This is a genomic window from Paenibacillus sp. VT-400, from assembly GCF_001029205.1.
Classification (GTDB): Bacteria; Bacillota; Bacilli; order Paenibacillales; family Paenibacillaceae; genus Paenibacillus; species Paenibacillus amylolyticus.
In genome coordinates this window covers 2,510,878-2,531,948 of sequence record NZ_LELF01000067.1, presented here as the reverse complement: position 1 = coordinate 2,531,948, position 21,071 = coordinate 2,510,878, and the positions used below count along the sequence as shown (strand labels likewise).

Here is a 21,071-nt window from a genome sequence, read left to right as displayed (position 1 = left end):
ATGATATGGGTTAACGCTGATGGGCATACGTGCATATCTTAACTCATATTTGTCTTGGAGGGATTCTTAATGTATGTGGCATATCCTTATGGTTACAGGTACACTTTTACTCCGGTATGGGCAACATCATCAGCCGAAGCACTTGAATTAATCAAAACGGCTGTGCAAGGAGAACGAAACGATGAGGTGTTCTATGACTCACTGATTCAGTTGTCACCTGATGCCAATCAGGCTGCCATCATCACGAGCATCCGCAATGATGAACGAGGACATAATCAAATGTTCCGCCAAATGTACAAGGATCTGACAGGTCAGGAGATTACGGGCATAAGCAGTGAGCCGGTTGAGACGGTCACCTCTTATCTTGCCGGACTGCAAAAGGCGTTTCAGGGTGAATTGGCGGCCGTGGAAAAGTATAGAAAAATATGGTTTGGTCTCCCTTATGGCATATATAAAGACACGGTGTGGGGGATCATCCTGGACGAACAGAAACATGCGGATAAATATAACAATTTGATTACCTACAATTTGCCGAGATAGTCATGTATGGGATAAACAACGCGCGTATTCTTTTAAAAAGAAAATTGAAATCAGCAAAAACCAGTGAATAATTAAAGCTCACTGGTTTTTTTGCTTTGCCGAGTCGCTCTTTTATAATCCTGAGTTTAAATGCACTCTTCCAACATATCAGGTTCCACATGAACGTGAACGGTGTATACGTCATGTTCCTCCATTAACTCGTTCTCCACGTCTGTACAGATATCGTGTGCTTGTTGAAGATCCAGCTCAGCATGGACTGTTATGACAACGTCTACTACAACGTTATTGCCATAGTTCCGCGCTCTCACGTCTTTAACTGTCTCTACGCTGTCAATTCCGGCAATCGTTTTTTTGTACTCCTGAATCAGTTCAACATCAAAACCATCCGTCAGATGATGTGTGGCTTCCTTGAAAATGTCCCAAGCGGTCTTACAGATCAGGAAACCGACGATGACAGCCGTTACAGGGTCCAGCCATGGGAGGCCGAACTGGGAACCCACGATCCCAATGACCGTACCGGTGCTCACCCAGGCATCGGAGATATTATCTCGAGCTGCAGCCATGACTGCCTGACTTTTAATACGAGTAGCAAGTCTCTTGTTATAGCGATAGACCAGATACATGACAACCGCGCAGAAAATGCCTGTGTACGCAGCGATGATATCCGGAGATTCATGTGTACCCTGAAACACAGAACCAATGGCTTGAAACAGTACTTGTAAACCTACTGCCATCATAATGAAAGAAGCAACAAGTGACGCAACGGTCTCTGCTCTCCAGTGACCATATGTATGATCTGTGTCGGCTGGGCGTTGGGCAAGCTTCAAACCGATCAGTACAGCTATTGAGGCCACAATATCGGTGGCATTGTTTAATCCATCCGCCTTGAGCGCTTCTGATCCGGCCATACTGCCAACGATCAGTTTTAATACGGTCAAACATATGTAGGCGATAATGCTGATGATAGCTCCGCGCTCCCCCAGCTTTAGATTATCGTATTTAAGTTGATCCACATGATATCCTCCTGCAATCTTCAATTCAAGCACGTGTATGATGGTACCATTGAAGATTTGTGTGGGTCTAGAGAAACGTTTTGAGTGTGACGAAACATAATCTGAACGCGGCAATTTTTTTACGAGCATCCAAAAAAGTTGGATTTGGCAAACTTAAGTGATTAATGGGTGGTAAGAGGAAGGTGGCCGACTGCCTTCCCTTGTAACCACACTTTCTTGCACTTGGACACAAAGAGCCAAATGGATCGTTTTGATCCACTCGGCTCTTTATGTTATTTTACAATAATTTGTATAACATCACTTACCGTTGTTCCACTTCCATTCATAAATCACTGCCCTTATTCAGAAAGTGTCGATTCAACTGGCGGCTCATTGGCAAGCTGCTCCGAATCATCGGAATGCCGTTCGAACATAACTGCGTCAACCCTCGTATAGATCATATCCGCAGGAAGCGTTGGCGGGTCTACCGTGGTAGGCGAAACTCTGGTTAACCGGACATACTCGCTACCGTCACCCGTAAAGTCGAACGTTCCCAGATTAACCCAACCCGATGAGCCGGCCGTTGCATCGATATAGGTGACCTCGGTACCCGTTTTATGTTTCACTTCCACTTTGACATTGTTATCGTTTGCCGTCGTATGGACGAGTTTGTAGATCGAGACCGTATATTTCCCCTCTGGGAACTGGCCTTTCCACGTTGCTGATGAGCCTTGAACTGTTGAATAGCGGGATTTAACCCCAATTTTGTATCCGGCTAAATTACTTTGGCTCCACGACCCTTCCGTCGTGTATAACCCCGTTGTATTTGTACTATCGACGATAATCGTTAGGTCCCTGATCGTGATATTCAAAGGCGGTGTGGTTAAGGTCACTCCGTCAATCGTAACAGTAGCCCATACCTCAATGTGATCCGTGTCTCCATCAAGATTAAGAAGGGTCAACACCCCACTGCTATTCACTTCAGCCAGATCCGTACGATCAACGAAATACTGCACATCGGCCTGTGTAAGATCACCGACCAAACCGTTATCCAAATAACCTATTACGCTCAGTTGTGCGGTTTGAGTCATCTGCAGCTCGCTGCGATCGGATAGGATCACAGCAGACTCCAATTGCGGTATCCTGTTTGGGTCCACCCACATGATTGAATCGGCAACGACTCTGGACTTATTGGCCTTATTGGTTAGTTCCACGTACCCGCTATCGCCTGCAGCAAAAGGATAATCCCCCAGGTGCATCCAAGTACCATTCGCTGTTGTCTCATCAACTGTCACCGTCTCGGAACCTCCGCTATGATAAACGGTAAATGAGACATTTGTTGCCCAATTTTCACTCGCAGCCGTGATTTGCGGAATCTTGTAATACACACTGTAAGTGACACTTTCCGGCAGCTCAGGCCGCCATCTCATTTTACTTGTCGCTGTGCCGGTCGTAGATTTGGCATACACATAGTTATCATAATAATAATCGTTAGCCGTCGTATCCCTTATCCAGACGCCTTCTGTCTCCGCCTCCGTATTATCCACGATGATGGATGAACTATCCTGCCCATCGGGTTGGACTGGAGTTTCCGTTACCTGATCAGGCAGATAAAGTGTACGCTTGTTGGTCTGTTTCCCGTCCGATTCCACGTAATACGTAAAGGTTTGGGATAAATCATCCACTCGTATAGACCATTCCATCGGGTATATCGTATCGGGTATAGTCGTATACGTAGCTCCGCCATCCAATGAATAATGGATTGTCGCTGGTTTTGTCGTTTTGGCCTGCACATAAACATCATAGACCGTTTCGTCGGGCTTAACGATCAGCATGCCTTTAACCGCATCAATTGGACTGTGGGTATCAAAGAAATAACTTGCATCCGATGTATCTGCCGTTCTGACCTGATGTAGCGGCACATTAATGTTAAGTCCTTCTACAATGATCGCGGTGATGCCCTTGCCTGAAACCGTGGCTTGAATGATTCCACCACTCATAACTGCTTGCTCTGGTGTACCATTGTCGCGGATGATCGTTACGGTATAATCCTGTGCCGGGTTGAATCCAATGATCTGTTCATTCAATTCAATCGGAGTCTGAACTTCTTCAGACGATGCATTGCTTAATCCGATGTAGAATTTATCCCCGCTCTCACCCGTTATCCAATTCAATTGAGGATGGTTGGTCTTAATAATCCCCTTAGGCATCCAGAGCCAAACGTCCGAATTACCATAAAATTGACCTGGTTTATTCCCATAGAGGTGATATTTGAACCATAAAAAATTCGTTTCAAATACGGAAGGAAACGTAATGCTCCCGTTTGATTTCAATGATTGTTCGCTGATCAAATAATCCATCGTTTGCCCGAGTTGCCCAGGGATATGGTGATAATAGATGGATGTAGCCCCGCTGGGGCCTTCCAGAGGAAAGTCCGGTTCAAGTTGGCTAACGGCGAATCCTTTATAATAATAACCTGGATAACTGGAATATCGTCCAATAACCGCATTATGAGCAATATCCTGCAACAGTTCATCCCCTGTATAGAGCGACAATCTCAGCATGAACGGAGCTTCCTGAGCATTCATCCGATAATAGCCGGTTGTACTTCCTGCTTCAAACGTCAATCCGCTCGGTGAAATAAGCCAACGCTCCGCTTGAACACCTCCGGCAATATCTTCGGGAAGCTTGAGCCTAGGATATTGAAATTTACCACTTTCCGGCCAATGAAACGACTCGGCGTAATTATATGTCTCCGGCTGAGGAATTGTAACGTTACCTTCAGGAACTGGACGAGCAACAAACATGGTCGCATAGCGTTTGGCTTCTTTATAGGCGGCATCCAAGTATTTGGGATCCTGAGTTTCCTCATATAGCTCCAAGATCTCCATCCACAGCTTGCTATAATAATAAATGAACTCATTTTTACTCACATCGACGGATGCAGGCGTATCAATATGTTGCGCGATATAACTGTCGGCTGCATCCTTCGCAGCTTGCAAATACTGTGCATCTCCCGTCATCCGATACATCATCAGGGGCTGAATGACAGGCCCCCGGTCTTTCTGATCCGGGTCACGTACAAGGTACTCTTCCTGAGCGAGTGCACCAATGCCTGCCGAAGTGCCCATCATCTGATTAACAGCCGCTACGCTTGAAACATCAAAAGGCAGAGTAGCCATTTTCCATAAGGAAGGCACACCGTATACTTTCTTCTGCGTTGGCGACCAACCGATACCATTTCGCGATACGCCATACTGGACGGACGGTAGTGCTCTCGTATCGTAAAGCTGGTCATCCCCAGTTAAATAATAAGCTCCCAAAAGAACCGCATTTGAGCTTGTTCGGACGCTATCCTCGTTTTCGATATCAATAAAACCCTTGGCACGGCTCCACCACCCGCTGGGTGATGGGACATAATTAACAGAGTCGTCTCCTTGCGGCTCAATTTTAAGGAGATCAATCATATTAAACATCGCGTCAGTAAGCGACTGATCTGACACATTTTTCCGGTATGCCGAATAATCGTACTCATTGCGAAGAATATCCACGTAGGACTCATATAGATTGCTTTTTTGAGCGATTAGCCCCATATGAAATTGATAGGTGTTTTCTGCGGCCATTTGCGAATAAGTCCCTAATTGAGGCGCATACAGGATTGGCTGCACGCTGCCTTCGTTGTTAACCAGGCTCATGCCAAGCCGTTGTTTCGTAACACCTCCCGTCGGTTCAAATTCAACCGGAAGCTCTGCCGAAGGTACAAATACGCCATACGTCAATGGATTTCCTGAACCATCATTTTTCTCAACCAGGCTCATCGGAGCGCTCAGCTCTCTTAAACTTGTTGATTCCACCGTACCTACCATTTTGGCATGTGACCTGAATCCATTTAACACTTCATTGATGCCCGAGACTGCCTCTGTTGTGAAGGACTGATATCCAATCACATAATTGCCGTCGCGGCGAGGTGTAAAGGCAAAAGAAACATCTGGTTTATCCCCTGCCATGGACCAGTTCACTTCAAAATCGTAATCACTGCCATGCGCAGAATCGGTTAATACCGCCGTCTGGCTGTCTGGAAAATGGACCTCGTCGAATGTAATCCAGCGTTTGTTCATCGTATCGTAGTAATTGGTTCGGCTGCCCGCGTTCCCGTCCAATAGAACCCATTGTTCCTCAAGTCTTTCCGATTCATTATTGATTGGAACCCAGTTCCCTGTCTCCGTGTTTTTGTAGAACATGTCACGAACGATGGATTTACCTTCATCCCATGCTGCCTCATAGAAGGTTGCCTTATAGTTCGCATTTTCGATGCTGCCTTTCTCTGTGTAACTGAGATTCGCTAAGGTACGGCTTCTTAGCGGGGGGAGCGGTGGTGCTTGTTGACGGATATTCCCCTCGAACTTGACTGCATCAGCCCGCGTAATAATTGTACCCGTAGAAGGCTGCGTTCGAGTCAGCCTGACAAATTCGCTATCATCACCACTAAACTCATACTCCCCCAGATCCACCCATCCAACCGATGGACCTGACGAAGGTCTTAGATCCATAAACTTAACATCCGTAATCCCGTTATGAACAATCTCAATTTTCACATTACTGTCTGCTTTATCCGCCCAATCCAGCTTATAAAACGATATTCTCGCCGTCCCTGCTTCCAAGCGTGGATTCCAGGTGATGCTTCTACCTACAGCGTCTGTAAATTTGGAACTGGAATTATTGTATCCCTTCACTCCCGCGCTTGTGCTCCAATATGGAGCGGAGAATCCGTTATTAGCGTTGCCGGAATCAACCGTAACGACATGATCAATTGTGAGGCTCCCATCATCAATGATGATTGTCTTATGTGGCTCTTTCTGCGTTATATTCCCTTCGAACTTAACCGCATCCGCGCGTGTAAGGATCGTGTTTGTGGTGCCGGTAGAACGGGTCAATTGAACGAATTCTTCACCAACTCCAGAAAAATAGTACTCTCCCAAATCAACCCACCCTGCTGGAGCGCCAGATGAGGGTCTTAGATCCATAAAGACTACATCCGTTGTTCCATTATGAACAATTTCGATTTTTACATTGCTATCAGCCTTATCCGCCCAATCCAGCTTATAGAACGATATTTTCGCCGTTCCTTCTTCTAAGCGTGGATTCCATGTTATCGTTCTGCCTGCTGTACTCGTATATTTGGTGCTGGAAAGATCATACCCCTTCACCCCTGTGCTTGTAGTCCAATTTGGAGCCACATATCCATTGTTCTCGTTACCCGCATCAGGTGTCACAACATCATTGATCTTGATACTCCCGTCATCGATGATAATCGTCTGATAAGGTAAGGTCTCCGCATCAGCGGCCCTTATTCCGATCAGGCTGGAAGGAACTACGACCGTCAACATGAAAACGATGAAGAAAAGCAGCTTCCTTTTGACCATACAATTCACAGCCTCTCCTTAAATGATAACGCTTCCATAAATGCATTGCCTTTTGCTCAAATGATTGTAAAAAAGCAATTAACCTTCCCCTTCTGTCTAATTCCGCTCTGTCGTTTTTATCTTAGCATGTTACATGACGGTGAAATTTCTTTCATTTTAAGAATTTCTTATACGATTTTAAGTAAAAAAAGAAACCTACATCCTAATTGATTGCTCAGTTGCAGTCAGATAGAATATAGGTCTTTCAAGTGTTCCAAGAGGACTTATCAATTATAAAGGCGGCTGCACCAATAACAACTTTCCAAGCTGAATGACGGTTTGATCATACCAAGCTGGATGTTGCCGAACATGTTCCATACCTCGTTCATTACCACTTGCCTCAAACACGGCCGCTTTGTCAGTTTTCTCGTGATCGATCTCCAAGAGAACTGTATGTTTCCCATTTGGTAGCTCCGGCAAGAAAATATATTGATTTCTATTATGATCGTTGTAGAGCGTGAATCGATCAACAAGGAAGGGTTCCCCTCCATCCACAGTCACCTTCAATCTGCCAGAATCCGGCCCCCCGATATCAAATAGCCCGATGTGGGTACCCTCAAACTCCACTGTGATCGCCTCTCCAGGATCAACTGCTCGCCACAGACCGGGGAACAACCAATCGTACTCACGCACTAAAGGAAAATCATCAGGGGTCACGTAAGACCACCCTGCGGAGAAATGAGTAAGACGATCCAGTGGCAACATGGTTGCATACTCCCAAGGATTGGCCGGGACCAAGGGGTCCTGCGGCAAGTGATGTTCGACTTTTCCTACGTGATCTCGAAGTTCACTGATTTTCTTAAATGACCGTGTGATTGTGTCCGTGTAAATCTGGTGTCCTTCGGGAATTGTCGGATGGATCGAATCATGCGTGAAAATAACGGCTCCGGGAATGGACACATCTGCCCCTGAGGTGAAAATGAGCTTTCCATCCGAAACCAATTGACTGACCGCTACGCCCAGATGAATCGAAGGAATGCCGTAATAGTCGGCGACTTCCTCTTGCATAAGAGCGCCCTTCTGGTATTCGCCGGATTGAAATGAAGTCAAATCCCGCTCCTTAACCGTATATACAAACAGGATATCGGTAAACCGGCTCCGCTTGCGAATCTGTCGCACAATGCCTTCGATCCGCGCTTTGGATTCGGGCACCCCCCCATCGTTTCCAACGAATTCAACAAATACGAGATCAGGCTGATGACGCAGTACATCCGTCTCCAAACGGGCGCAGCCGAGGTCCGATCCGGTCCCATCAATGCCTGCGTTCACAGCGCGGATATTCGCATGGGGATATTGCCCTTGCAGCCAATCCGCCGTCATGACCCTGTATCCTTCAGAACGTGTATTACTACCGCCAAAATAAACGATGGTCGCGGTTTCTCCATTTTCCAACTTTTGAATGACATTAGGCAGCCCTCTTCGTGGGAAAAATTCCTTCATCACGACTTCACCCGCCCTCACTTAGCGTTTTTAGGAGCAAAAAGTTTTACAGCAAACACTTCATAATATGGCGAACCATACGTTGCACAGAAATCAAACCGGATTCGGGTTACACCGTTTGCATGCACTTTATGTTTGTTCAACGAAAGATAATTACCGCGGATTTTAATTTCTCTCTCGCTTCCATCTTCTAAGGTTAAGGTCACATCATAATCCTGGATCAGTGGCTCGATCGGATCGTCGAAATGTTCCAAATTCAGCTGCGAATTGAAAACAAGATGGATTTCATCCAGATTCTTGGGGCTTGCAAAACCAAATTCCAACCATTCCTGTCCTTCCGTACGTTCCGAAATCCAGCCGTTAGGCAGACCATAAGGTCTGGAGAAACCGTTGACGACATTCGCAGGATTATACATATCCTGGGATGGTATCAGGTCTTTGAAGCAAATGCTCTTATTAAACTTCTTCAGCTTGGATGGCTCTTCCGGTCTATAAAGGAAGCTAACCGCTCCAGTCATTTTCTCTTCATTGCTGTGTACAGTGAGGCCCGCCGTACCTTCCAATACGATGTAGATTTTGTCGTCTTCTGGCTTCTTGCAGCTGAGGTCCAGTGTAATCCAGTCATCGTGACCCGCTGAAATCACCAAGTTGTAGCCCTTCAGCTCGCTGGTGGGAATATAGTTTTCCTTTCGATCCCCGCCAAACAGCTTCACTTGCAACGTTTCCGAATACTCGGATCTATTTTTAATTTTGATCTGCACGCTTTCAACTACGGATGTCTGAATCGGCAAGACCAAACATAACGCGTTCTCCAAGGATATCTCTTCGGTTGGATGAAGTTGTTCATAGCTTCGCTGAGACGAGGCACGAATCGTTAATCCGTCTGCGAAATAAGGATCTAACGGCTCTTGAAGCCCTACAATCGTTTGCCCGTCTCGAAGCAGCTGCGCCTGAAGTTCACCCATATGGGCTTTGACGATGTCCGCAGGGTCTGTCTCATATTTTACGCATAACGCAGCAGCCGTTCCTACCGCCTGCCCCATACAACCACAAGTTGCCATCACCCTTGTAGACCCAAAAGCCACATGTGTAGCGCTTATATTACGGCCAGCAAACATGAGATTTGGGATATTACGTGAAAACAAGCTGCGAAACGGGATATTATACAATCCCGGCACAAAATTCCATGCTGTAGCCGGCCCTTCATCGTAGATGCCTTTATTTGCATGCAGATCCATATACCAACCTCCAACGGATACCGCATCTTCGAAATGAGTCTTTGCTGTAAGATCGTTCTGAGACAGCATGTGTTCACCTATAAACCGTCTCGACTCTCGCTTTCCCGGAATCGGGCATACATAATCCAAAATGAGATTGTCTACATCATCAAACTCACCGCTATTTTTGATATAATCCCATATCCCGTACACCAATTTCCGTAGTTCCAATGCAATGTCTTCATTATTCTTGATAATATCCATATGTCCGCCGTATTCCAGCCACCACAATCCGCCAAGCCCGTTGATTTTCCTTGGAAAAGATCGATGGTTTAATCCTTTTCTGATACTATCAAAAAACTCCAGCTTCGTAATATCATACGCAAAGCCTGGCCTTTTGTAAGGAACGGAATAGTTTACGTCAAGGGCTTGAAACAGAATCGTATCACCCATGGTGTAATGATCCGCCACTTCTGGAGCGAGTTCCTCCTTGTATTCATGCTTCGCCTCTCTTCCCCATCGGAAGTGAGCACCAGCTTGGTATCCAACAATTCCATCCCCGGAGCAATCAATGTAGGTTGGGCTTTCAAAACGAAATTTTCTCTCTGAAGCCAATTGAAGGCCCTCCACCCATTTGATTCTGCCGTTCTCCATACCCGTTTCATGCACGCATGTATTCAGAAATAGAGAAATGTTAGGCTCATCATAAACCATATCCAATAACACCGTATCCGAAAGCGAAAGCATAAGTTTTTTGTTGTATAACGGATTATAATGAAAGATCTTCAGCTTGAGTTCTTCCACCAACCCGCCTTCGCGAGCATAATAGGATGGACTGTTTCCGAGATATGCCGACCCGTTAATGTGAACTCTGACCTCGCTGCTCGCATTTCCACCCAGAACTGGCCGATCATTGATAAGTGAAACCAGGAGTCCTTGGCGTGCGGCAGCAATGGCAGCGCATATCCCGGCAATTCCTCCACCTACGACGGTTACATCTGCTTTCATAAGTTCCATTTGGATAACCTCCATGATTAGATGCTCCTATCATGGTAATGGTTTTGGCCCCTTTTTTTTTACAGGATTTCGCGAAAAAATCATACATTTTTTGCATCCTTAGTTGGATTCCTACCGTGTCATTTTTATCCGATATTGCTTGGGTGTATCCCCCGTATATTCTTTAAAAAGTTTGCAAAAATACCCTTCATTGACGATACCTACTTCCTCGCACAATTCCAATAAAGAATAATCCCGAACGTTTAACAACTCGAGGGCGAGATGGATTTTTTTACGGTTGATGTAGCTAATCACGCCTTCGTTCATTGTTTTTTTGAATAAGCTGCTAAAATACGATGGCGCTAGATTCACTTCCTCCGCAATTGCTTCCAACGTTAAACGTTGTTTCAAGTTTGTCTCTATATAATGCATAGCACTCATGATCTCTGCACGATGTAACAGTTGGCCCGCATGCACGTATTCGAATGTGAAGTCGCCAATATAGGCGAGCTGCTCCTGAAAAGCCATAAATTCCATGGGGAAGTCTGGAACTTCCGTGGCCATCTTGTTCCCCGATTTAAATTTCACGGTAATGTCTCTGTACAAGTCTCTAATCATTGGTGCCATGATAGACTTGTGGATTTTATGGTCGGTAACAAATTGCGACAGATCGGCAAGTGCATTGTCCAGCTCTTCCTTGGAAATCTTTCGTTTCAGGCGTATAAGAAAATCAGCCAGCTTCTGTTGAAAGTCTGCTTTTTTGTCATTATGGTATTGGAACCGATGCATCGGTGTTTTTACAACTTTTTCGGTATGATAATAGAAATCCTCACTCACATTTTTAGCTTCCGTGTACGCCTGTTTGATCGATTCCCAGCCTCGGTGCGGACTTCCAAAAGCGACAGATACCCTTTTATTCAAATATTGATGCAAATGAGAGATGATCTGCCCTCCCAATGATAGGCAAGCATATTCCGTTTCCATATCACTGCGGTTATTTTCCCAGGATAGAAAACCAATAAAACGATTATCGGACAGATCCGCAGCTACTCCACTGCTACCATTCATCACCGTTTCTTCGATGATATTTGTAATCGCATACTTCAAGATGTTTTGATCTGCGGCCGCGTATTCGTTTCGGAAACTTTCATACGTATTCATCTCAACGATGAAGCAGCAATAGTTCGCTTGAAAGAAATGAAACTGCATGCGATTGGCAAAATCCGATGCCCGATGAGAAGGAATTTCACCTCGGATCAATTCGTTAAAAAATTGCTTGCGGACTCTGTATTTATTTTCAAGCACGGATACATTTAACGAGTGAAACTCCGCTTCTTTTTTCTCAAACTCATTTAAAATTCCGGCTGCCTTATCCAACGCTCGATTCAAATCGGCTTCCCTCAGCGGAACCTTTACAATGTACTCCAATACGTTGGCTTGAATCGCCCGCTGAGCGTATTCGAAGGATGAATAGGCGGTCAGAAGTATGTATTGGGTATGGGGGAGCTCTGCCTTGAGCTGCTCAATCATGGAGATGCCATCCATACGCGGCATTACAATATCGGATATGACGATATCCGGTTTAAGTTTTATGATCTCCTCGATCCCATTCAGCCCATTATTCGCTTTGCCCACCAGAACAAATCGTCGATCCCTATGAGAGAGTTCATTAAAAAACAATTCCAATCGTTGAATGATCAGGTCTTCATCGTCAACAATGAAGCAGGTATAGTCTCTCCCCATTATGCATCTCCTTTTGGCAATTCTGCCGGGAATACAGCGCGTATACGGGTTATTTCCTTAGGTATGCTTATGATATCCAGCCCGAATTGATCTCCGTAGTGGAGTCTTATTCGCCCATGAATATTGTTCAGCCCGATTCTTTTTCTTTTTACTTCCTCTTCACTCGGTTCTGAGATTAAAATATGTTTTATTTTATCAGCTGGAATTCCCTCACCTTGATCAACAACTTCGATGATGACCATGCCGTCCTCCCTGTACGCATGAATCGTAATTGGCCCCTCAATTCCCCCTCCGTTATAACCATGGAAGATACTATTCTCCACAAGGGGCTGCAACAGCATTCTAAAAACTGGAAAATCCATCAGTCCTGCTTCGATATCTTCAATTAAGTTGAAGTTTCGGTTATACCGAATGTTCTGGATCTCGATATAATCCGCTACATTGCGTAATTCCTGGCGTAGGGAAACCTTCTCAGAAGCATCGTCTATCCCGTACTCCAATAATGAAATAAGCGACCCGATCACCACATCTACTTTCTCTATTTGTCCGAGACGTATCACATTGCTGATCGAACCAAGTGTGTTATATAGAAAATGAGGGTTAATTTGAGACTGTAACACCTGGATTTCCAACTTCCGCTCAAGTTCATTATGAAGTTCAGCTCGGCGAATCAGTTCAACAATTTGCTGAAGCATACGATCGAATGCTCGTGAAAGATCTCCAAACTCATCGTTTCGATTAATGGTTATTGTTGTTGTGAGGATGCCTTGCTCTACCTGCTTCATTTTTGTTTTGAGCGTATAAAGTGGTTTTCTTATATATTTGGCAACCAAAAAAGAAATGAACAAACTTAAAAGAAGACCTGCAGCGAGCAGCTCGAGGTAATAGGTTTCCAATCTGGACAACGCTGCTTTTAAGCGTGATTCATCGTTGATCGAGATGATGGTCCAGTTGAATTTCTCCGTTGGTTTTTTCAAAAGGGAGACCGGAATACCATCGTTGGTAAACAGTTGAAGGTTTGTTTCCGTCGTATCCAGAATTTCTTCCGCTGACGTCTCTCCGATCGAAAAAGAATGATCTTGAATATTCAGAGGTCCTTTATTTTCAGAAAATCCGGCAATGATCTTACCTGACGCAGTGATCAGAGCCAGATTCATTTGTTCCTGTTTATTAATCTTGAACAAGGTTTCTTCAATGGCATTTAGATCCAAATCAACCGCAATGGCCATAGGAAACGGAGCACCGTTCAGATATCGAACCATCGTAACGGTCCAGCCAGAATACTTCGATTTGTAAGGTTCACTAACAAAGGTAGTCCTTCTATTTTTGTCAGCCGCATCAAATAAAGGGGCTCTTTCAGATAAAGGTTCATCGAATATTCGAGTAGGTGTACTTCCGCCCAGAATGGATAAATCGTTTTTGATCAAATAAATATTACTGACATAAATACTGTTGAGTTCATACAGCTCCCTTAATTGCTTTTTAATCACTTCGGTATTGTTAATGTTGGCTTTCACTGATGTTTCAACTGAGAAGAGAATCGTCTGGAAAGAGGAAAAATTAACGGTAAAATACTGGTCAACCTTGTCTAATATTTGATTGGTGTAAAAAATGTCATTGGTTCTTATTTCCTTTTGGACATAACGATAAGACAATTGGCTTATCAAGATGATGCAGCCTAATACAAAGGCAAACACGATAAAAAATAATTTTAAAGGCAAGCTGATTCTTCTTCGCATCCATCATCTTCCTTTTAGTTCCGTTTTAAACTAAGAATAGCATATGCTAATAAAGAGAGGGGCTACGAATAGCCACTCTCTCTTCGTTTATTTTTACTTGATAAGGCCGGCTTCTTTAAATTGCTGGATTGCTGTTTCCTTATATTTCTGCATGTCAAACTTGGTATCCAGCGTCTGGAGGAAATTCTCCCAGTTGGATAGAGGCTCTTTGCCCGTCATAAATTTAACTAAACTCTCATTAATGAAACGAGTGCGGTCAGCATCCAAGGTATCGCTAGGGTCAGGGGTCAATAAATTTCCGGGCAGCGTTGGCCCCACATATTGCTGATTGTCCTTGAAAGCTTCCGCTGTCTTCGGATTCTGGAAACTGAAGTACTCCGCATCATCACCACGGCGCGGCATTCTATAATGATCGACCCACAGGTACTTCTCTTTCATTTCCTTTGATAACTCGGAGGTTTTATTTTTGATCTTGCCGTCTACGACATCCCAATGGATGCCTTTGATTCCGTATGCAAAGTTTGGATAAGCTTCTTCATCCGTAAAGAGATAATTCAGCATGGACAAGATCCGAATGATTTTATCCTCGTCCGCTTTTGCGGATATGGCCCATGAATTACCTTGGAATGATTTTCTCTCTACAATTTGATCACCGTAAGGACCTTTCATCGGAGGAATAACGACCCATTCCGGCACCTCGCCACTAATTTCTTTCATTTTCTGCTGATAGTCCGGCTCCAGTCTACGAGCATCTCTGATCATGAAGCCAACTCTACCCTTAAACATCTTTTGGTCCAACAGATCAGGCGAATTCATCGTTACCCAGTCCGGGTCAACCACCTTGGCTACCATCATTTTATTAATGTAAGCAAGCGCCTCTTTCATTTTGGGATCGATAAACAGAAATACCGGTTCATTATCTTTTATCTCAACGGCTGAAGGAGGATTGACGCCAAACATCCACATCAAGCTATCAAAGCCATAGGTTTGCAGATTACCTTCTTTATTCATACCGCCGATGAATCCGTACGTATCGTTTTTGCCATTCCCATCCGGATCTTTCTCTGTAAAGGCTTTCATAACTTCGAACAACTCATCAGGTGTCGTTGGTACCTCCATATTCAGCTTTTTCAGCCAATCGTTGCGGATGAAGAAGCTTCGACTGATACCGTTCACATTATCATAGCCTGGAATTCCAATGGTTTTTCCTTGATAGGACATCGCCTCCCAGGAGTCGGTTCCAAACCGTTTCTGTAGTTCAGGGAATTGGTCCATATACGGTGTTAAATCCGCAAGAACTCCTTGGTCGTAATATTGCGCAAGATCAGCACGACTTTTCAAGAAGATCAAGTCTGGAATATCCCCGCCTGCAATGAGTGTATTCAGTTTGGTTGTTGCTTGCCCAGCCTGAGGAATCATCATCTCCAAGTCGATGTTCATCTCTTCTTCCAACATTTGGCGTTGAATATCTTCATCACGTGGAGGTACCGGAGCAGCAGCATTAAAAGTGCCTTGGTTAAACATTGAGATTTTCATTTTGGTTGCAAACTGGCCAGACTGGCCTTGCGAATTACTCGAAGTTGTCGATGTAACTTCTTCATTCCCCCCACATCCTGACAAAAGCGTTCCAAGTCCTAAGATTGCCGATAGAATAGCAAATGAAATCTTTTTACGCTGCATATTGACCTCTCCTTTGCTTGTATATTATCACGGTTTCCCCGTAATAAGTTAGGTTGGAACACCTTTTATCCTTTAACGGATCCCAGGAGTACACCTTTGGTAAAATGCTTTTGCAAAAATGGATAAACGATCAATATCGGGACTGTAGTTACAACAACTGTAGCCATCTGCACAGCGAACGTACTGACAGCCCCGGAATTGGCGAGCGAATCAGCGCTTTGAGTTGCAACGTTAAGCAGAATGTTGCGCAAAATCACTTGAAGTGGCATGTAGTTGGAATCATTGATATATACAATAGCATCAAAATAACTGTTCCAATGCCCGACTGCGTAAAATAAGGAAATGGTGGACAGGACGGGTAAGGACAGGGGTAAAATGATCCGCCATAACGTCTGAAGTTCACTGGCACCGTCTACCCTCGCTGATTCCTCAATTTCACCAGGTAATTGTTCAAAAAAACCTTTGATGATCACCAGATTAAATGCACTAATGAGATTTGGAATGATCAATACCCAAGGACTGTTTAACAATCCCAGAGAGCGGATTAGTAAATAAGTCGGAATTAATCCCCCACTGAACATCATGGTAAACACAATGAAGAGTAAAAATGGACTTCTTCCGGGCAAATATTTTTTGGATAACGGGTAGGCCGCGATTACCGTAAAAAACACGTTTAACGCAGTCCCTACAATCGTTCGGAACAACGTAATTTTATACGCCTGCCAGATCCCATGAGAAATGAATACTTCTTTATAGGCCAGAAAGGTAAAGGATTCTGGTATAATCACAATCCCTCTTCTTAATACTTCCGATTCTGGTGTTACGGAGACAGCAACCACATATAGAAAGGGCAGCACGCACAGTAGGGATAATATAATAAGAACTACATAAACGACGGTTTGCCAGACTTTTTCCCCGATTGTCATATGGATCATTCTAAAGACCACCTCACCAGATTTGCCCATCGAATTTTTTGGCGAGCTTATTCGCTGCCAACACTAAAGCAAATCCGATGACAGCTTTAAACAATCCTACAGCAGTAGCCAAGCCAATCTTAAGACGCTCCAACCCTTCCCGGTATACCCATGTGTCGATAATATCGATCTTCTCCTGGTTAAAGGTGTTGGCAAACATGAATATTTGGTCAAAACCCGCATCCAGAATATGGCTTAATTTAAGAATCAGCATCAGAATAATGACTCCTCGAATACCAGGTAACGTGATATGCCAGAGCTGTCTCCATTTGGAAGCACCATCCATTCGAGCCGCTTCATATAAGCTTGGATCGATTCCTGCCAAGGCAGCAAGGTACAAAATCGCCCCCCATCCAATATCCTTCCATACTTCAGATAAGATGATCAGCATTCTGCCCCAGGCAGGTTCGGTTAGAAACGAGATGGGTTCAACACCTAAATCCTTCAAAATCATGTTAAAGAGACCATCGCCTGGGGCTAGTAATGCTACCATAATTCCATACACAATGACCCATGATAGAAAATGAGGTAAATAAGTGATCGTCTGTACGATTTTCTTAAACCATTGGCTATACACTTCATTGAGGAGTAAAGCAAGCACGATGGGCGCGGAGAAACCGAACAATAGCTTATACAACGATATGACGATCGTATTTTTCATGATGTCCCAGAAATAAACGCCGTTCATAAAATCCGTAAAATTTTTGAATCCCACCCATGGACTATCCCATAGCCCCAAAGCCAGGTTGTAGTTTTTAAAAGCAATCATAATTCCCGCCATAGGAATGTATTTGAATACCGCAAAGTAAATTAAAGCTGGTAATAAGAGAGCATACATAACTTTATATTTTTGTATCGTCCTTATCCATGTCTTTCGCTTTTTGGAGATGGGAATGGCGTCCGCTGCCAACTTTGCTTGCATTTCATCACCTCGTCTTTGTTTGTATTTGTATAATAGCACCCGCCTATCGGATAAATTTCTGAAATATCAAGAATTTCTTATAAGATTTTAAGGAAGTGTGCCTGGCTCGTTCCAACAGCTAATCCCGGCAGGTGAGACAAGAACTTTTCTACTAAAATAAAAAAAAGCCGCTATAATAGCGACTTTCAAATGCCGTATTTATACTTCTCCCCAAAAAATCTCAGTTTCATAATCGAATTCAACAAGACCATTTTGATTATTTTTATCAAATAAATTCCGTAGTTCTGTCATCATTGGATCGTAATTTGCATGCCCGGGTACAGGGCTGTAAGAAGATGATAACAACCGGCCCTTCAATCCCTCGAAATCGAACTCCTGACTCATTTTGAATCGCATTTCAAGCATTGAACCTTCCTTGAAAAAAGAGAGCAATATCGCCTGAGAAATATTTTTATGATTAACTTTTTCGTAGTCAGTTCCATATGTATGGAGCAGTTGATTGTACTCTTCACGAAATGGAGTACCGTTAGTAAGACGTGAATTCCAGATGAGTATTACTCTCCCACCTGGCCGTAGAATTCTGCGGAACTCGATTTGGGCTGCGGAGCGATCAAACCAGTGAAATGCCTGAGCACAGACAATAAAATCAACCGACTGATCAGGTAATCCGGTAGACTCAGCAGAACCTGATGTACTCTGAAATTTCGGATTACTTTCTAACATTTGCTCGGCGGCTTCCCGCATTGCCTGATTTGGCTCGACTGCGACTACATAGCTTCCACGTTCCAGAAGTAGTTTTGAAATGATGCCAGTGCCTGAACCGATGTCTGCTGTATTACTGCTCGCACGTAAACCAACGACGTCGTACAAATAGTCAATAGCCTCTTTTGGATAACTCGGGCGGTATTTCAAATACGAATCGACCCGGCTCGAAAACCGTTCTCTATTGTTCATCGATCGTCACGCTCCCATCACTATTTTGACATCCTATATACTGGCTTCAGTAATAGCTTCAAAATCTTGCTGCCCCAAAAAGCAAATACCGTCGTTCCGGTCCATGAGCTGCGCTTATCTTGGCTGTATTGATCGTTGATCATATAAGTCCGAGTCGAAATAGGACTCTTCAGACCGAACTGTTCCCATTTCTCGGGATCATTCGAACCTCCGAGTTTTCTAAGCATATTCGCCGATTCATGATCTATTTTAGCCGGAATTTGCTCGAATGCTTGGGTGATTTGCGTATGAAACTCGTCGATTGGGTTGCGACTGGTAATGCTCTCGAGATGAATGCTTTCACGAATGTAAGAAACAAATGCCAGATGGTCAGCCCAGAACTCGTCGATATAAAAAAGCCGTACACGCCGCTCCGATGGACTCATCAGTCTCTCAGCTTTCAAAATTCCGAGCCGTTCTTCATATAGAATTCGCCTCTGATCCTCTACCATATCCGAATAACAGTTCAATTCCCGCTGAATATCGAAGTTTTGACCTATAATAACGCGCTGAATATGCTCGATTTTGCTGCGGAGCGCCGGATCATCAAGAACCTCGTCCTGATTTGGAGCGCGAAACAGTTTATGAATGCCAAAGCGAAGCATCAACTCGTCCTCCAGGCTAATATAAAATACGGAAGACCCAGGGTCACCTTGGCGGCCGCAACGTCCGCGCAACTGGTCGTCAATCCGCATGCTTTCGTTCACATATGTACCTATCACGTATAATCCGCCCAGTTTGGCAACCACTTCTGCCTGTGCGGGATTACCGCCGCCGAGACGAATGTCGACGCCGCGCCCTGCCATATTCGTAGATACCGTTACCGCGCCTATTTCTCCCGCTTTAGCGATGATTTCGGCTTCTTTTGCATCGTTTTTGGCATTCAGAACCTGGCAAGGTACGCCAGCAGTGGCAAGCGCCTCCGCCAGCATATCAGATTCCTCGACGCTTGACGTACCAATAAGAATGGGGCGTCCCATCCTATGGACGGAAGAGATTTCTTGTACAAGCGCCTTATATTTAGCTTCTTTATGGGTGTAAATTCGGTGCTTGTGGTCAATCCGTATGTTTGGTTGGTTCGGCGGAATTCGCACGACCTGCAGCGCATAGATATCTTCGAATTCCATTGCTGAAGTGTGCGCTGTAGCCGTCATTCCGCAAATTCCCGAATACAGGCTAATAAAGTGCTGAATGGTGATCGTGCCGAGAATTCTCCCGCCGGCCTTCCACTGTAACCCTTCTTTGGCCACAAGGGCAGCTTGCAACCCGTCCGGCAAATACCTGTTTTCGGCCACACGACCTGTATGTTCTTCGATTAGCTCAATTACACCGTCCCGGACGATATAATCGACGTCTTTTTTTAATAACGATTCCACATGCAGCGCACAATTCAATGACGTTAACCAATGACTGTTATGGCTATCGTACAGATTGCCGCATCCCAGCAGCAACTCTGCTTTTGCAGCACCCGCTTCATTCAAGTAAACGTTTCGTTGGAACTCGTCAAAATCATAATGCTCTCCTGGCTGCAGCTGCCGGGCCACTTCTGCGAAAAGAACGCCATCACTTTTGGAAGCACTCGAATCGCCACTAATGACTAACGGCACTCGTGCTTCATCAAGAAGCAATGAATCTGCTTCGTCGACGATGACGTAATGGAAAGGACGATGCACGGTATCCGCTTCATTAAATGCGATTGTGTCACGCAAATAATCGAACCCTGCTTCTTTAGCTGTAACATAGGTTATATCCTTGGCGTAAGCTTCCCGTTTCTCGAACAGGCTCATGCCCGATTGAACCGAGCTTACCGTTAACCCGAGGAAGCGATAGATCGGGCCCATCCACGCCGCATCTCGATTTGCCAAGTAGTCGTTAAAAGTAAGCACATGAACGCCTTTGCCTGTCAAAGCGTTGAGATAAACAGGCATAACGGCAGAGAGTGTTTTTCCTTCACCGGTATGCTGCTCGATCAAAAATCTCTCGTGCAAAGCAATCGCAGCCATAATTTGCACATCGTAAGGCTGTAATCTGAGTGTTCTCTTCGCAACCTCGCAGACTAGAGCATAAGCATCAACAAGCAGATCATCCAAAGGCTTGCCTGATCTTGCTTCTTCTTGCAGCCGAAGAGATTCGGCTTGCAGGTGCTGATCATCCCAAACTTCCAAGTTCCGTTTCCTGATAAGCTCCACTTTGTCTCGATAATCCTTCAACAAACGCCGGTTATCTCGCTCTTTGAATTCACGTATCAACTTGACGACTACATTCATCGGAATTTGATTCCTCCTTAGTAGAAATAAGTTGTGAAAAGAAAAGACTCCATATGGAGTCTTTTCTGTCGATGATTAAAGTGCCACCAAACCATTCGTTATAAGA

Annotated in this window: 12 protein-coding genes; 1 reads left to right on the top strand and 11 read right to left on the bottom strand. The window is 44.6% G+C overall.

Annotated features, from left to right (window positions below; all coding sequences use genetic code 11):
* Positions 1 to 69: 69 nt before the first annotated feature.
* Positions 70 to 540 (top strand): ferritin-like domain-containing protein, encoded by a 471-nt coding sequence (locus EL84_RS21815; protein WP_036671366.1) that lies wholly within the window; start codon positions 70 to 72, stop codon positions 538 to 540.
* A gap of 125 nt (positions 541 to 665) precedes the next feature.
* Here EL84_RS21815 and EL84_RS21810 read toward each other — a convergent pair whose 3' ends face one another.
* The 11 genes from EL84_RS21810 to EL84_RS21760 form a co-directional block, all read right to left on the bottom strand.
* Positions 666 to 1,553, bottom strand: coding sequence for a cation diffusion facilitator family transporter (locus tag EL84_RS21810; RefSeq protein WP_047843082.1), 888 nt, complete (start codon positions 1,551 to 1,553; stop codon positions 666 to 668).
* Positions 1,554 to 1,891: 338 nt separating this feature from the next.
* Positions 1,892 to 6,955 (bottom strand): hypothetical protein, encoded by a 5,064-nt coding sequence (locus tag EL84_RS21805; protein ID WP_047843081.1) that lies wholly within the window; start codon positions 6,953 to 6,955, stop codon positions 1,892 to 1,894.
* A gap of 270 nt (positions 6,956 to 7,225) precedes the next feature.
* The gene (locus EL84_RS21800) at positions 7,226 to 8,434 is read right to left on the bottom strand and encodes an SGNH/GDSL hydrolase family protein (RefSeq protein ID WP_036615539.1); all 1,209 of its coding nucleotides are present in this window, start codon (positions 8,432 to 8,434) and stop codon (positions 7,226 to 7,228) included.
* 17 nt (positions 8,435 to 8,451) lie between these two features.
* Positions 8,452 to 10,668, bottom strand: coding sequence for an FAD-dependent oxidoreductase (locus EL84_RS21795; RefSeq protein ID WP_235431566.1), 2,217 nt, complete (start codon positions 10,666 to 10,668; stop codon positions 8,452 to 8,454).
* Positions 10,669 to 10,779: 111 nt separating this feature from the next.
* Positions 10,780 to 12,390 (bottom strand): response regulator, encoded by a 1,611-nt coding sequence (locus tag EL84_RS21790; RefSeq protein ID WP_047843079.1) that lies wholly within the window; start codon positions 12,388 to 12,390, stop codon positions 10,780 to 10,782.
* On the bottom strand, positions 12,390 to 14,129 hold the full coding sequence (locus tag EL84_RS21785; protein WP_047843078.1) for a histidine kinase: 1,740 nt from the start codon (positions 14,127 to 14,129) through the stop codon (positions 12,390 to 12,392). The genes EL84_RS21790 and EL84_RS21785 overlap by 1 nt, the downstream gene beginning before the upstream one ends.
* Positions 14,130 to 14,222: 93 nt before the next feature.
* Entirely contained in the window at positions 14,223 to 15,809 is a 1,587-nt protein-coding gene (locus tag EL84_RS21780; protein ID WP_047843077.1) for an extracellular solute-binding protein, read from the bottom strand.
* A gap of 65 nt (positions 15,810 to 15,874) precedes the next feature.
* The gene (locus tag EL84_RS21775; RefSeq protein ID WP_036615551.1) at positions 15,875 to 16,744 is read right to left on the bottom strand and encodes a carbohydrate ABC transporter permease; all 870 of its coding nucleotides are present in this window, start codon (positions 16,742 to 16,744) and stop codon (positions 15,875 to 15,877) included.
* Between the two features lie 13 nt (positions 16,745 to 16,757).
* The gene (locus EL84_RS21770) at positions 16,758 to 17,705 is read right to left on the bottom strand and encodes an ABC transporter permease (RefSeq protein ID WP_017688330.1); all 948 of its coding nucleotides are present in this window, start codon (positions 17,703 to 17,705) and stop codon (positions 16,758 to 16,760) included.
* Positions 17,706 to 17,903: 198 nt separating this feature from the next.
* A complete protein-coding gene (locus EL84_RS21765; protein WP_047843076.1) occupies positions 17,904 to 18,659 on the bottom strand; it encodes a class I SAM-dependent methyltransferase in 756 nt (251 codons plus the stop codon).
* A gap of 20 nt (positions 18,660 to 18,679) precedes the next feature.
* A complete protein-coding gene (locus EL84_RS21760) occupies positions 18,680 to 20,965 on the bottom strand; it encodes a DEAD/DEAH box helicase (RefSeq protein WP_047843075.1) in 2,286 nt (761 codons plus the stop codon).
* Between the last annotated feature and the right edge of the window lie 106 nt (positions 20,966 to 21,071).

Excerpts from the sequence above, each read along its gene's own strand:
- EL84_RS21815 (WP_036671366.1), top strand. The coding sequence starts at position 70 with ATGTATGTGGCATATCCTTATGGTTACAGGTACACTTTTACTCCGGTA.
- EL84_RS21805 (WP_047843081.1), bottom strand. The coding sequence starts at position 6,955 with ATGGTCAAAAGGAAGCTGCTTTTCTTCATCGTTTTCATGTTGACGGTC.
- EL84_RS21800 (WP_036615539.1), bottom strand. The coding sequence starts at position 8,434 with ATGAAGGAATTTTTCCCACGAAGAGGGCTGCCTAATGTCATTCAAAAG.
- EL84_RS21795 (WP_235431566.1), bottom strand. The coding sequence starts at position 10,668 with ATGGAACTTATGAAAGCAGATGTAACCGTCGTAGGTGGAGGAATTGCC.
- EL84_RS21790 (WP_047843079.1), bottom strand. The coding sequence starts at position 12,390 with ATGGGGAGAGACTATACCTGCTTCATTGTTGACGATGAAGACCTGATC.
- EL84_RS21785 (WP_047843078.1), bottom strand. The coding sequence starts at position 14,129 with ATGCGAAGAAGAATCAGCTTGCCTTTAAAATTATTTTTTATCGTGTTT.
- EL84_RS21780 (WP_047843077.1), bottom strand. The coding sequence starts at position 15,809 with ATGCAGCGTAAAAAGATTTCATTTGCTATTCTATCGGCAATCTTAGGA.
- EL84_RS21775 (WP_036615551.1), bottom strand. The coding sequence starts at position 16,744 with ATGATCCATATGACAATCGGGGAAAAAGTCTGGCAAACCGTCGTTTAT.
- EL84_RS21770 (WP_017688330.1), bottom strand. The coding sequence starts at position 17,705 with ATGCAAGCAAAGTTGGCAGCGGACGCCATTCCCATCTCCAAAAAGCGA.
- EL84_RS21765 (WP_047843076.1), bottom strand. The coding sequence starts at position 18,659 with ATGAACAATAGAGAACGGTTTTCGAGCCGGGTCGATTCGTATTTGAAA.
- EL84_RS21760 (WP_047843075.1), bottom strand. The coding sequence starts at position 20,965 with ATGAATGTAGTCGTCAAGTTGATACGTGAATTCAAAGAGCGAGATAAC.